The 13,063-nt window shown below is 66.0% G+C and carries 10 protein-coding genes; 6 read left to right on the top strand and 4 right to left on the bottom strand.

From position 1 onward, the window contains the following. Window positions 1-121 precede the first annotated feature (121 nt). A complete protein-coding gene (locus AC0WRY_RS28830) occupies window positions 122-1,462 on the top strand; it encodes an MFS transporter (protein WP_491122061.1) in 1,341 nt (446 codons plus the stop codon). Window positions 1,463-1,485: 23 nt separating this feature from the next. Further along, window positions 1,486-2,982: a carboxylesterase/lipase family protein gene (locus tag AC0WRY_RS28825; protein ID WP_491122060.1), complete on the top strand. Its 1,497-nt coding sequence runs from the start codon at window positions 1,486-1,488 to the stop codon at window positions 2,980-2,982. A gap of 1 nt (window position 2,983) precedes the next feature. On the opposite strand, the gene AC0WRY_RS28820 is transcribed toward AC0WRY_RS28825, so the two are convergent. Then, window positions 2,984-3,673: an aspartate/glutamate racemase family protein gene (locus AC0WRY_RS28820; protein ID WP_491122059.1), complete on the bottom strand. Its 690-nt coding sequence runs from the start codon at window positions 3,671-3,673 to the stop codon at window positions 2,984-2,986. 862 nt (window positions 3,674-4,535) lie between these two features. Here AC0WRY_RS28820 and AC0WRY_RS28815 point away from each other — a divergent pair. From AC0WRY_RS28815 to AC0WRY_RS28800, 4 genes are read left to right on the top strand one after another with little or no spacing between them, the layout of a single operon-like run. After that, window positions 4,536-6,197, top strand: a complete 1,662-nt coding sequence (locus AC0WRY_RS28815) for a thiamine pyrophosphate-binding protein (protein WP_491122058.1) — start codon at window positions 4,536-4,538, stop codon at window positions 6,195-6,197. Between the two features lie 4 nt (window positions 6,198-6,201). After that, window positions 6,202-7,467 (top strand): NAD(P)/FAD-dependent oxidoreductase, encoded by a 1,266-nt coding sequence (locus AC0WRY_RS28810; RefSeq protein ID WP_491122057.1) that lies wholly within the window; start codon window positions 6,202-6,204, stop codon window positions 7,465-7,467. A gap of 9 nt (window positions 7,468-7,476) precedes the next feature. Then, entirely contained in the window at window positions 7,477-8,220 is a 744-nt protein-coding gene (locus AC0WRY_RS28805) for an aspartate/glutamate racemase family protein (protein ID WP_194404132.1), read from the top strand. A 39-nt stretch (window positions 8,221-8,259) separates the two neighbouring features. After that, a complete protein-coding gene (locus AC0WRY_RS28800; RefSeq protein WP_211416126.1) occupies window positions 8,260-9,039 on the top strand; it encodes an SDR family NAD(P)-dependent oxidoreductase in 780 nt (259 codons plus the stop codon). Window positions 9,040-9,045: 6 nt separating this feature from the next. Here AC0WRY_RS28800 and AC0WRY_RS28795 read toward each other — a convergent pair whose 3' ends face one another. Genes AC0WRY_RS28795 through AC0WRY_RS28785 form a run of 3 tightly spaced genes read right to left on the bottom strand, consistent with a single transcriptional unit; the run spans window position 9,046 to window position 12,817 of the window. After that, complete coding sequence (locus AC0WRY_RS28795) at window positions 9,046-9,840, bottom strand: IclR family transcriptional regulator (RefSeq protein WP_491122056.1); 795 nt, start codon at window positions 9,838-9,840, stop codon at window positions 9,046-9,048. A gap of 21 nt (window positions 9,841-9,861) precedes the next feature. Then, window positions 9,862-11,595 (bottom strand): FAD-dependent oxidoreductase, encoded by a 1,734-nt coding sequence (locus AC0WRY_RS28790; RefSeq protein WP_491122055.1) that lies wholly within the window; start codon window positions 11,593-11,595, stop codon window positions 9,862-9,864. Between the two features lie 7 nt (window positions 11,596-11,602). Continuing rightward, window positions 11,603-12,817: an ABC transporter substrate-binding protein gene (locus AC0WRY_RS28785; RefSeq protein WP_491122054.1), complete on the bottom strand. Its 1,215-nt coding sequence runs from the start codon at window positions 12,815-12,817 to the stop codon at window positions 11,603-11,605. Window positions 12,818-13,063: the final 246 nt, after the last annotated feature.

Genomic DNA, 13,063 nt, shown 5'->3' with positions numbered 1-13,063 from the left:
ATAAACGTACTAGTTCGTACATTATGACGTCAAACCAAGGTTGCGGCAACCAGAACAGAAAACGCGCGTGAGGCGGCCCGCCTGACGCGAACCGCACCGGCCACATGGGGAGGAGATTCGAATGACGTTGACGTCAACCGCGGCGCTGCGCGCGTCATCCGGCGCGGAAGCCGCGCAAGACAAGCTGCCCAAGCGCGCCGCGCTGGTCAGCTTCGTCGGCAGCATGCTCGAATACTACGACTTCTTCATCTACGGCACCGCCGCGGCGCTGATCTTTCCAAAAGTGTTCTTCGCCAATGTCGATCCCTCGACGGCGACGCTGCTCGCGCTGCTGTCCTTCGGCATCGGCTACATCGCCCGGCCGGTCGGCGCCGTCATCCTCGGCCATTTCGGCGATCGCATCGGCCGCAAGACGGTGCTGCTGTTCACGCTGGTGCTGATGGGCGGCTCGACGCTCGCGATCGGCCTGTTGCCGGATGCCAAGGCAATCGGCAATGCCGCGCCTGTCATCCTGACGCTTCTGCGCCTGCTGCAAGGCCTGTCGGCCGCCGGCGAGCAGAGCGGGGCGAACTCGCTGACGCTGGAGCATTCCGCCAATTCCAACCGTGCCTTCTTCACCAGCTGGACCTTGAGCGGCACCCAGGCCGGCGCGATCCTGGCAACGCTGGTGTTCATCCCGGTGTCGAGCCTGCCGGAAGACCAGCTCCTGAGCTGGGGCTGGCGCATTCCCTTCCTGCTCTCCGCGCTGGTGCTGCTGGTTGCCTATCTGGTGCGGCGGACCATGCCCGAAACGCCCGTATTCGAGGACATCAAGGACAAGGCGCAAATGGCGCGCTTCCCCGTCGTCACGCTGCTGCGCGACTACTGGCCCGATGTGCTGCGCGTGATCGTCTGCGCGCTGATCGCCACCGTCAGCACCATGACCGCCGTGTTCGCGCTCGGCTATGTCACCTCCAAGTTCGGCGTGGCGCGTCCGACCATGCTGTGGGCCGGCGTGCTCGGCAACGTCACCGCGCTGATCACCCAGCCGCTGTGGGCCTTGCTGGCGGACAAGATCGGCCGCAAGCCGGTGTTCATCGGCGGCGTGCTCGGCTGCGCGGTGCTCGTGTTCCCCTATTTCATGCTGGTGACCTCAGGCAATACACTGACGATCTTCGCCGCGGCGATGATCCTCTCGGGCATCGTCTATGCCGCACCCAACGCGATCTGGCCGTCCTTCTATGCCGAGATGTTCGAGGCGCGCGTGCGCTATTCCGGCACCGCGATCGGCACCCAGCTCGGCTTTCTCGCCGCCGGCTTCACGCCGCTGGTGAGCGCGAGCCTGGTCGGCGAGGGACCGAACGGCTGGATTCCGGTCGCGATCTTCGTTGCCTGTTGCTGCGTGATCTCGGCGGCGGCCGCGGCGACCGCGCGCGAAACCCACACCGTCGACATCGCCGATCTCGGCAAGCGGCGTGCTTGAGCGACGGGCAGGGTGACAATCGCATGTTGACCAATGCAGTTTCGACCACGAGCGGGCCCGTCACGGGCCTCGTGCAGAACGGCATGCGCGTCTTCAAGGGCGTGCCTTATGCGACGGCGCGCCGCTTCGCGAAGGCGGTGCCGCCAGCTGGCTGGACGGCGCCGCTGAGCTGCACGGATTTCGGTCCGTACGCGCCGCAACCCGGTCATCTCGATCATGCCATTGAGGAGGCCTGTCTCAGCCTGAACGTCTGGACGCCGGCAGGGGCCGATCGTCCGCTGCCGGTGCTGTTCTTCGTCCATGGCGGCGCCTTCGTCACCGGCGGCGGTGCGGACTATGATGGCGCCTTCCTCGCCGCGAACGGCCCGGCGGTGATCGTCACCATCAACTACCGGCTTGGCCCGCTCGGATTCCTGCAGCTGCATCGTCACGGCCTTCACGAGGCCAACAACCTCGCGCTCCAGGATACGCTCGCCGCGCTTCATTGGGTGCGCGCCAATATCGCGAATTTCGGCGGCGATCCTGACGCAATCACATTGTCCGGCCAGTCGGCTGGCGCCTCCATGGTGATCGCGCTCGCGACCTTGCCTCAGGCGAGGGGAAAATTCATCCGCGCGCTCGCGCTCAGCGCGCCCGGGCGAACCATCATGCGCGCCGATCACGCCGACGACGTCGCGCGCCGCGTGCTCGACGAGCTCGAACTGGCGCGCGACCCGGGCGCGATCGGGTCGGTGCCACTGCCAAGACTGTTCGCTGCGGTGGAGCGGGTCGGCCGCAGGCTGGCGGACGAGACCGAGCAAGGCACGTTGTTCGGGCCGGTGCTCGACGGCGTCGTGATCCCGCGCGAGCCGCGAGATGTCTTCGCCAGTGGGGCCTTGCGGGACACTCCGCTCTGGCTCGGCTCCTGCCGCGACGAGATGGTGATGTTCCTGAAAAGCACGCCGCCGGCCGCGATGATCCGCACCACCGAGCGGCAGCTGCGGGCTTCATTCGGCGATACCGGCTGGGAGCGCCTGTTGTCCTCATACCGTGCCACCGCGCTCGCCGATGAGGATCCGTACGAGGCGCTGTTGTCGGATGCATTCTGGCATCGCCCGATGGCCGATCTCGCGCGGCTGCAGGCCGGGGCGGGCGGCGCAGTGTGGCTCAGCCGGTTCGATCACCGACCGGCGCTGGAGCCGTTCCTGTCGCAAGGCCCGACCCACGGTGCCGACAATGCCTGTCTCTGGGCGCATCTGCCTGATTTCGTCGATCGCCCGATCCTGAGACGCAAGGGCGGCCCGATGACGCCTGACGACGTCGAGGTCGCGGCGCGGTTTCAGGCCGATGTGCTGCGCTTCGTCACGACCGGCGTGCCCGACGCCGCGGAGGCCTGGCCGCGGTTCACGTCAGCCAACGAGCCGCTCGCGATTTTCGGACAGCCGTTCCATGTCGTCTCCCTCAAAGACGAGGCGCGGTCGCGGCTATGGACGGAGCTGCTGGCGCAATCCGGCGTGCCCAAGGCGCGAGGCGTCGCCTAAATCACCCGATGGCGAAATCGGCCGCCGTCTCCGCGTGAATGGCCGTGGTGTCGAACGTCTCGACCGAGGTATCATCGGGCCCGACCAGCATCGTGATCTCGGTGCAGCCGAGGATGATGCAGTCCGCACCGGCGGCGACGAGCGCTGCCATCACGTCCCGATAGCGGCGACGCGAGGGGTCAGTGACGATTCCAAGGCACAGCTCGTCATAGATGATGCGGTTGACGTCGGCGCGCGCCTCGGTGGGAGGAACCAGCACGTCGAGATCATGCGCGCGCAACCGGTCGACGTAAAAGTCCTCCTCCATCGTGAACTTGGTGCCGAGCAGCCCGACTCGCCGGTAGCCTTTCGCCCGGATCCGCTGCGCCGTCGCATCGCCGATGTGAATGAACGGAATGCTGACGCCAGAGACGATCTTGGGCGCCAGCTTGTGCATCGTGTTCGTGCACAGCACGATCGCCCGCGCGCCGGCGCTTTCGAGACGCCGCGCGACCTCGGCGAGGCTGGCCGCCGCCTCCGCCCAGCGGCCCGCATATTGCATCTGCTTGATCTCCTCGAAATCGTAGGAGTACAGCAGCAGCGGGGCCGAATGCAGCTTGCCCATGCGTCGGCGGACGCGCTCGTTGATCAGCTTGTAATAGAGCGCCGTGCTCTCCCAGCTCATGCCGCCGATCAGGCCGATGGTCTGCATTCCGGTGTCCTCGTTTGAGTTTGGCCCGACCGTAGACGAAAACGTCGCGGCTCGGTAGCCGCCGCAAGTGCATGCGGTCTGGGGCAGCGCACGCGTGCCTGTGTCGGACTCTGGAACGTCTAAAAATATTCCACTTTACCGAAATTCGGTTTCGGCGTATGTGTCGTCCATCCTGATCCGGCGAAAGGGGCGGTCGTACGTCGTTTCGAACCGCGGATCGGGGAGCGGTGGACGCAGGCGGCGTCGTGCACGACAGGCGGGAGCAGGGCGGGATCAACCCCGTGAGGTCCTGGCCGCGTGCGGACGAGCGGCGCTGAAGCGTACGGCCAAATCGCGTGGTCCTGGCTGTCGTTGCTACAGTCAAGCCTTGCGGAGGTGCGCCGAGCCCAACCGGGCAAAGCGCGCCGTCAATCCGCGAGACGAGGGAGGCCAAAGGAAAGGTCGGCTCCCGGGAGAGCGCGCCATACGCCGTCAAACATCGCGCAGGGAAGGCCGGACGTTTCCGGCTTCACCTGTCATCCGTTGTGCATTGCGTGTGCATTTTCATCGCACGACGGACAAGCGGGTGCCAGCCGGCGCCCGGCCTTCCCTGCGCCCTTTCATTGAGGGCGTGACGAGAAGCGCAAGACTCGGGCGCAAGGCGCTGCGAGAAGGCGAAGGCGCGTCTGCAAGCGAGACGGAGCGGAAGAGCGATGCTGTTGCGTCATGCTCCGGCATTGCGAGCAGGCTGTCGTGCAGGGGGCACGGACCGGCATGACGCCTGCGCAGGCAATGATCGCCTTTGGCGCTTGCGCGCTCTGTCGGCGTGTCTTACCCAGTTCGGCGAATAATGGTGTATCGCCAGAGCCTTGAGGGAGCCGACATGACCATCCGCAACACCCGCACCGGCGGCCAGATCCTGATCGATCAGCTCGTCGCGCAAGGCGTCGACCGCGTCACCTGCGTGCCCGGTGAGAGCTACCTGGCGGCCCTCGATGCGCTGCATGACAGCCCGATTGACGTCGTGATCTGCCGCGCCGAGGGCGGCGCTGCCATGATGGCGGAAGCCTACGGCAAGCTCACCGGGCGGCCCGGAATCTGCTTCGTCACCCGCGGCCCCGGCGCCACCAATGCCAGCCACGGCGTCCATATCGCCATGCAGGATTCGACGCCGATGATCCTGTTCGTCGGCCAGGTCGATACCGGCATGCGCGAGCGTGAGGCGTTCCAGGAGCTCGACTACAAGGCCGTGTTCGGCTCCATGGCGAAATGGGCGGTCGAGATCGACCGTCCCGACCGCATTCCGGAGCTCGTGGCGCGCGCCTTCCGCGTCGCCATGCAGGGCCGCCCCGGTCCCGTGGTGATCGCGCTGCCGGAGAACATGCTGACCGAGACTGCCGCCGTTGCCGATGCCATGCGCATCGAGCCGGCGGTGAGCTGGCCCGCCCCGGCCGATCTCGAAAAGCTCGGCGCCATGCTCGCGGGCGCCAAGGCGCCGCTGGTCATCCTCGGCGGCTCGCGCTGGACCGACGAGGCCACCAAGAGCATCGCGCGCTTTGCCGAGCGCTTCGACCTGCCGGTCGCGACCTCGTTCCGCCGGGCCTCGCTGATCGATGCCGATCATTCGCATTATGCCGGCGATCTCGGCATCGGACCGAGCCCGGGTCTGAAGGCGCGCATCGACAACGCCGACGTCGTCCTGCTGATCGGCGGCCGCATGTCTGAGATGCCGTCCTCGTCCTACACACTGTTCGACATTCCCAATCCGAAGCAGAAGCTGGTTCACGTACATCCCGGCTCCGAAGAGCTCGGCCGCGTCTATCAGCCTGATCTGGCGATCCAGGCAACGCCCGCCGCGTTCGCTGCCGCCGTCGAGACGCTGAGGCCCGCGGGCGCAATTGCCTGGAAGGGCGAGGCCGCCAAGGCGCATGCCGATTACCTCGCCTGGACCGACAAGGCGCGCGAGCTGCCCGGCACGTTCCAGTACGGCCAGATCATGACCTGGCTGCGCGACCGGCTGCCGAAGGACGCCATCGTCTGCAATGGCGCCGGCAATTATGCCGGATGGATCCATCGCCATCACCGCTTCCACAGCTTTGCGGCACAGCTGGCGCCGACCTCGGGCTCGATGGGCTATGGCGTGCCGGCGGCGGTGCTTGCGAAACGGCAATATCCGGATCGGATCGTCGTCGCCTTCGCCGGCGACGGCTGCTTCCTGATGAACGGCCAGGAGTTCGCCACCGCCGTGCAGTACGATGCGCCGCTGATCGTCATCGTCGTCGACAATGCGCAATACGGCACCATCCGCATGCACCAGGAGCGCGATTATCCCGGCCGCGTCGTCGGCACCCAGCTCAAGAATCCCGACTTTGCGATGTATGCGAAGGCGTTCGGCGGACATGGCGAGCGCGTCGAGCGCACGGAAGAGTTCGCGCCGGCGTTCGAGCGCGCGCTGGCCTCGGGCAAGCCGTCGATCCTCCACTGCATCATCGATCCCAGGGCTATCTCCGTCGGCAAGGACTTTACGCCGGCGGTGAAGGCTTAAAGCGATGGCGGCCGGTCGCCATGTCGCCATCATCGGTGCTGGCGCGGTCGGTGTGATCAGCGCCATCGAGGCGCTGCGCGAGGGCCACCGCGTCACGCTGATCGATCCGGGCGAGCCCGGCGGCGAGCAGGCGGCAAGCTATGGCAATGCCGGCTGGCTGTCGTCGCATTCGGTGATCCCGCCGGCCGAGCCGGGCATCTGGAAGAAGGTGCCGGGCTATTTGATGGACCCGCTGGGGCCGCTCGCGATCCGCTGGTCGTATCTGCCGAAGGCGCTGCCCTGGCTGATCAAATATCTGCTCTCGGGGTGGACCCCGGCGCGGGTCGAGACCACGGCGTTCGCGCTACGCGATCTCCTCAAGGACGCGCCACTGCTGCACCGGAAGCTCGCCGAAGAAGCTGGTGTCCCCGAGCTGATCGAGCGCAATGGCGTGATGCATGTGTTTCCCTCGCGCGGCAATTTCGACAATGATCTCGGCTGGCGCCTGCGCCGGAAGGTCGGCGTCGAATGGCTGGAGCTTTCCGCCGACGAGATTCGCCAGCGCGAGCCTGACCTGCATTCGCGCTACACCTTTGGCGTGGTGGTGGAAGAGGCCGGCCGCTGCCGCGATCCCGGCGCCTATGTTGCAGCGCTCGCCAATCATGCGATCGCTGGCGGAGCCAAGCATGTACGGGCCAAGGCGACCGGCTTGAGGCTCGACGGCGACAAGCTCGTCGCCGTTGTCACCGAGACCGGCGAGATACCTTGCGATGCCGCGGTGGTTGCCGCCGGTGCGCGATCGAAGCAGCTCACCGCCTCCGTCGGCGATGTCCTGCCGCTGGAGACCGAGCGTGGCTATCACGTCATGATCGAGAATCCGGAAACAGGTCCGCGCAGCTCGATGATGGCGTCTGACGCCAAGATGGTGGTGAACTGGACCAACAAGGGCCTGCGCGCCGCCGGCACCGTCGAGATCGCGGGCCTCGAGGCCGCGCCGAACTGGAAACGCGCCGAGATCCTGCGCGATCATCTTCTCGGCATGTTCCCGAAACTGCCGAAGGACATTCCGGCTTCGCGCATCAAGACGTGGTTCGGCCATCGGCCGAGCATGCCGGACGGGCGCCCCTGTATCGGCCATGCGCGCGCCTCGCGTGATATCGTCTATGCTTTCGGCCATGGCCATGTCGGCCTGGTCGGCTCGGCCCGTACCGGCCGCCTTGTCGCGCAGCTCCTCAGCGGCAAGCCGCCTGAAATTCCGCTTCTCCCTTTCGCGCCCGAACGTTTCCTCTGAGGTCGCAACATGACTTATCCTGCCAACTCGTCATCCCGGATTGCCCGTGGCGGCAAGGCCATCTATGGCGCGCCGCTCGGCATCTTGATGCTCGAAGCGCGCTTTCCCCGCATTCCCGGCGACATGGGCAACGGCACGACCTGGCCTTTCCCCGTGCTCTATCGCGTGGTGAGCGGCGCCTCTCCCGAGAAGGTGGTGCTGAAGGGCGCGGCCGGCCTGCTGCCTGACTTCATCGACGCGGCGAAGGATCTGGTGCGGCTGGGCGCCGAAGCCATCACCACCAATTGCGGCTTCCTCTCGCTGTTCCAGAAGGAGATCGCGGCCGCGGTCGGCGTGCCCGTTGCGACCTCGTCGCTGATGCAGGTGCCGTGGGTGCAGGCGACCCTGCCGCCGGGCAAGCGCGTCGGTCTCGTCACGGTCTCGGGCTCGACCCTGACGCCGGCCCATCTCGAAGGCGCCGGCGTGCCGCTCGATACGCCGCTGGTCGGCACCGAGAACGGCAAGGAGTTCTTTCGCGTCCTGATCAAGGCCGAGAAGGACGACATGGACATCGCACAGGCCGAGCGCGACGTGGTCGAGGCCGGCAAGCAGCTCGTCGCCAAGAATCCTGACGTCGGCGCCATCGTGCTCGAATGCACCAACATGCCGCCTTACGCGGCGGCGCTTCAGGCCGAGGTCGGGTTGCCCGTCTACGACATCTATTCCATGATCACCTGGTTTCATGCTGGACTGCGCCCGCGCGTCTTTGCGTGAGCGCGTCCGCGACATCGTCACAAGTCCTGGAGTGAGCCCATGAAACTATCCGGCAAGGTTGCTGCCATCACCGGCGCGGCGCGCGGCATCGGCAAGGCCTGTGCGAAGAGATTTTTGGACGACGGCGTCAAGGTCGTCATCTCCGACGTCGATGCCCAGGGTCTTGCCGCGACGGCCGCCGAGTTGGGCCGCCCGGACGCCCTGCGCACCGTTGTCGGCAACGTGGCCAAGCGTGCCGATGTCGATCAGCTCGTCGCCACCGCCGTGAAGGAATTCGGCCGGCTCGACATCATGGTCAACAATGCCGGCGTCGCTCGCAACCGCGACATCCTGGAGATATCCGAAGAGGAGTTCGACGAGATCATCGGCATCAACCTGAAGGGTGCGTTCTTCGGTGTGCAGGCCGCGGCCAAGCAGATGATCGCGCAAGGTGGCGGCGGTGTCATCATCAACATGTCCTCGGTGAACGCGCTGCTGGCGATCCCGGCGCTCGCGACCTATGCGATGTCCAAGGGCGGCATGAAGCAGCTGACCTCGGTCGCCGCCGTCGCGCTCGCCCCGCACAACATCCGGGTCGTGGCGGTCGGGCCGGGCACGATTTTGACCGACATGGTGGCGTCGTCGATCTATACCTCCGAGGATGCCCGCAAGACCGTGATGTCCCGCACGCCTGCGGGCCGTGGCGGCGAGCCGAGCGAGGTGGCCTCCGTCGTCGCGTTCCTCGCGAGTGACGATGCCTCCTACATCACGGGACAGACGATCTATCCGGACGGTGGGCGGTTGATCCTGAACTACACCGTGCCGGTGAAGGAGAAGTAGAGGCACTCACTCCGCGGCAGCGGTGATCCCGTAACCCAGCCGCTTCGAGATGCCGCCGGCGCAATCGCGCAGGGCATGGGCGATCGGGCTGTCCCAGCGCGCATCGAAGGTACCTTCCGGCCCCATCGCGGTGATGACCAGTGCGACGTGACCGGAATGGTCGAACACGGGGGCCGAGAACGCGTTGACGCCGGGCAGGGGATCGCCGAGCGCGCGGGCGAGGCCGTGCTTGCGCACCTCGGTCAGCATCTCCGCGACCTTGGCGCCCTTCACCGCGCGCTTGGGATTGTAACCGACGCCGTGACGGTCGAGGCCGCTCTCGAGCGCAGCGTTGATCGTCTTCTCCGGCAGGAAGGCCGCAAACGCCCGGCCGGTCGCGGTCTCCAGCAGTGCCATCACCGAGCCGGCGCGCATGACGATGTGGACCGGCTGGGCCGGCTCCTCGAGCTGGACCACGGTCGGGCCGTGCGTGCCCCATACGGCGAGGGACACCGCATGTCCGATCTGGCTCGCGAGCGCGGCGATCTTCGGCCTTGCGATGTGCACGCCGGAGAGCCGGCGCAGGCTGATCAGTCCGAGCTCCAGCGCCAGCGCGCCGATCTCGTAGCGGCCGGTGTTCTCGTCCTGCTCGATCAGGCCGATGCGCGAGAAGCTGGCAAGATAAGGGTGCGCCTTGGCGGGCGTCATGCCGGCCTCGCGCGCGAGATCGCGCAGCATCATCGGCTCGCCGCTGCGGGCGAGCGCGCGTAGCAGCTCTCCGCCGACCTCGATGGACTGGATGCCGCGGCTTTCTCTCTTCATGCGCCTCCGATGCGCTTGGCTTTAAGCCGCGTCGCGCTTGGCGGCGTTGTCGGCGAGATGACGGCCGGCAATGTAGCCGAAGGTCAGCGCGGGCCCAAGCGTGATACCGGCGCCGGGATAATTGCCGCCCATGATGCTCGCCATGTCGTTGCCGGCGGCATAGAGCCCGGGAATCACCCGTCCCTCGGCATCGAGCGCCCGCGCATTCGCGTCGGTGACGATGCCGGCATAGGTGCCGAGGTCGCCGACCACCATCTTGATGGCATAGAACGGCCCGTTCTCGATTGGCGCGACGCAGGGATTGGGCCCGTGCATGGCATCGCCCTGGTAGCGATTATAGGCCTTCGAACCCTTGCCGAAGGCGGCGTCATGGCCTTGCGGGGCGGTCGCATTGAACTGCCTGACCGTCTCGGCGAATGCCCTGGCATCGATGCCGGTCTTCGCCGCCAGCGCCTCCAGCGTATCGCCGCGCATGAGATAGCCGGTCTCGAGGTGATGACCCAGCGGCATCGGGAAGGGCGGCACGCAGCCGAGGCCATATTTGCGCAGCGTCTTGTGATCGCAGACGAGATAGGCCGCGATCTCCTCGCCGGGCTTGGCCGCCTTGATCATGGCCTGGACGAAGTCGTGATAGGAGTTGCCCTCATTGGCAAAGCGCTTGCCGTCGCGCATCACCGCGATGACGCCGGGCTTGGCGCGGTCGATGAAATGCGGCATCACGCCCTTCGAGCCGTCCTTGCGCGTCGTCAGCGACACCGGCACCCAGGCTGCCGCGTTGGGCAGGCGGTCCTCGACATGCCCGCCGGCGCGCTCCGCAAGACGCAGGCCGTCACCGGTGTTGCCGGTGGGCCCCGGCGAATAATGCTCGTTCCCGGTCGGCGCGTGCGGAAACATCTTTTTGCGGCGCTCGACGTCGTGCGGAAAACCGCCGCAGGCGAGTACGACGCCGTGTCGCGCGCGAACGCGGACTTCACGTCCCTCGCGCGACACGATGGCGCCGGTGACCGCGCCGTTCTCGACCGTCAGCTCGCGCACGGGCGAGGACAGCCACATCGGAATCTTCAGGTCGAGCGCGGATTTGGCGAGGCGCCCCGCGAGCGCATTGCCGTTGGTCAGCGTCATGCCGCGGCCATAGCGCAGCACGTCCATGAGGTGTCGCGACAGGCGTTTGGCGACGTAGACCGCGGAGGTCAGCGACTTCGTCACGCGCATGAAGTGGATGATCTCCTTGCCGCTTCCGAGCATCATGCCGAACACGGTGAGCTCGGGCAGCGGCATGCCCAGCGACTTGATGAGGTCGCCGAGCTCGCGGCCGTCGAACGGACGCGTCACCATGGAGCGACCGCCTTGCGCGCCGCCGGGCGCCTCGGCGTGATAGTCGGGAAACACCAGCGGCATGTCGAAGCGCAGCGCCGTCTTGGTGGTGAAGAAATCCACCGCCTCGGGGCCGGCCGTGAGAAATGCATCGACGCGTTCCGCATCGTAATTGTTGCCGGCTTCGTGCCGCAAATAAGTGCGGGCCTGCTCCGGCGTTTCCGCGATGCCATAGGCCTTCGCCAGCGAGGTGCCGGGAATCCAGAGCCAGCCTCCGGAGCGGGCGGTGGTGCCGCCGAAGCGCGGCTCCTTCTCGACGATCAGGACGTCGAGGCCGCGGGAGCGGGCGGTGATCGCGGCCGACATGCCGGAGCAGCCCGATCCGGCCACGAGCACATCGCACTCGTAGGTTTCGCTTGCGCTATGCTCGGTGCCGGTCATCTGGACCTCACTTCTTCAGCAGCGGACATTTGGACTCGGAGACCGGGCGGAAGGCGTCCTCGCCCTTCACGGTCTTGACGATGTCCAGATAGTCCCACGGTTCCTTCGATTGCTCGGGCGATTTCACCTTGGCGAGATACATGTGGCGGATGACGCGGCCGTCCTCGCGCAACTTGCCGCCGTGGACGAAGATATCCTCGATCGGCAGCTCGCGCATCTTGGCCATCACCTTGGCGGGATCGTCGGTGCCAGCGGCCTTGATGCCTTTCAGGTAATGCAGGACCGAGCCATAGACGCCGGTATGGATCATGGTCGGCATCACCTTGGTGCGCTCATAGAACTTCTTGGACCAGGCGCGCGTCGCCTCGTCCATGTTCCAGTACGACGCCGTCGTCATATAAGTGCCTTGCGCGGCTTTGAGGCCGACCGCGTGCACGTCGGTGTCGAACATCAGGAGGCCAACCAGCTTCTGGCCGCCCTGCACGAGGCCGAACTCACCGGATTGCTTGATCGCGTTGTCGGTGTCCTGGCCGGCATTGGCGAAGGCGACGACGTCGGCTTTCGAGCTCTGCGCCTGCAGCGCAAAGGACGAGAAGTCCGCCGTGTTGGTCGGATGCTTGACGCCGCCGAGCACCTTGCCGCCCATCTCATTGATGAAGCGCGTCGCGTCCTTCTCGAGCTGCTGGCCGAAGGCGTAGTCGGCGGTGATAAAGTACCAGGACTTGCCGCCTTCCTTGATCACGGCTGAGGCCGTCACCTTCGACAGCGCATAGGTGTCGTAGGTGAAATGCACGGTGTTGGGGCTGCACAGCTCGTCGGTCAGCGAGCTCGCGCCCGGACCTGAAAGCAGCGCGATCTTGTTACGCTCGCGCACCATGTTGTGCACGGCGATCGCGATGCCGGAATTGGGGATGTCGACGACGGCATCGACCTTGCCGTTGTCGAACCAGCCGCGCACGATCTGCACGCCGACATCGGTCTTCATCTGGTGGTCGGCGCTGATGATCTCGATCGGCTTGCCGAGCACGGTCGGCCCGAATTCCTCCACCGCCATCTTTGCCGCCTCGACCGAGCCCGGCCCCGAATTGTCACGGCCCCAGCTCGACAGATCCGTCAGCACGCCGATCCGCACCGCGTCGTCGGAGACTTGCGCGGTCGCCGCTGTGGTCATGGCAGTCGAAGTCATGGCCGCGAGCATGGCGCAGGCCAGAAGCCCTCTCATGGTTGTTTCCTCTCTCTTTATTGGCCGCGTGGCGCGGCGGGCTGGTCCTAGAAAAGTTAGATATAAGCGAATTAGTTTGTCAATGGCGAATATGTCTGGGTCTCTGTCGGGCTCTAAAAATTTTTGAACCGCCCCTTGAAAGCTATTTCTGATTTTCTAAGTCGTTTTTCGCCGCGAGAGCGGTGTGCCGGACGCCAGATCGGGTCCGGTGCGGGCGCCGGGCCGGCTTCGGACCTCGTCTGGGAT

Source organism: Bradyrhizobium sp. T-12 (assembly GCF_058314695.1).
Note: the sequence above shows the minus strand (reverse complement) of the source record. Positions and strands in the feature narration are given on the sequence as shown.

Excerpts from the sequence above, each read along its gene's own strand:
- AC0WRY_RS28830 (WP_491122061.1), top strand. The coding sequence starts at position 122 with ATGACGTTGACGTCAACCGCGGCGCTGCGCGCGTCATCCGGCGCGGAA.
- AC0WRY_RS28825 (WP_491122060.1), top strand. The coding sequence starts at position 1,486 with ATGTTGACCAATGCAGTTTCGACCACGAGCGGGCCCGTCACGGGCCTC.
- AC0WRY_RS28820 (WP_491122059.1), bottom strand. The coding sequence starts at position 3,673 with ATGCAGACCATCGGCCTGATCGGCGGCATGAGCTGGGAGAGCACGGCG.
- AC0WRY_RS28815 (WP_491122058.1), top strand. The coding sequence starts at position 4,536 with ATGACCATCCGCAACACCCGCACCGGCGGCCAGATCCTGATCGATCAG.
- AC0WRY_RS28810 (WP_491122057.1), top strand. The coding sequence starts at position 6,202 with ATGGCGGCCGGTCGCCATGTCGCCATCATCGGTGCTGGCGCGGTCGGT.
- AC0WRY_RS28805 (WP_194404132.1), top strand. The coding sequence starts at position 7,477 with ATGACTTATCCTGCCAACTCGTCATCCCGGATTGCCCGTGGCGGCAAG.
- AC0WRY_RS28800 (WP_211416126.1), top strand. The coding sequence starts at position 8,260 with ATGAAACTATCCGGCAAGGTTGCTGCCATCACCGGCGCGGCGCGCGGC.
- AC0WRY_RS28795 (WP_491122056.1), bottom strand. The coding sequence starts at position 9,840 with ATGAAGAGAGAAAGCCGCGGCATCCAGTCCATCGAGGTCGGCGGAGAG.
- AC0WRY_RS28790 (WP_491122055.1), bottom strand. The coding sequence starts at position 11,595 with ATGACCGGCACCGAGCATAGCGCAAGCGAAACCTACGAGTGCGATGTG.
- AC0WRY_RS28785 (WP_491122054.1), bottom strand. The coding sequence starts at position 12,817 with ATGAGAGGGCTTCTGGCCTGCGCCATGCTCGCGGCCATGACTTCGACT.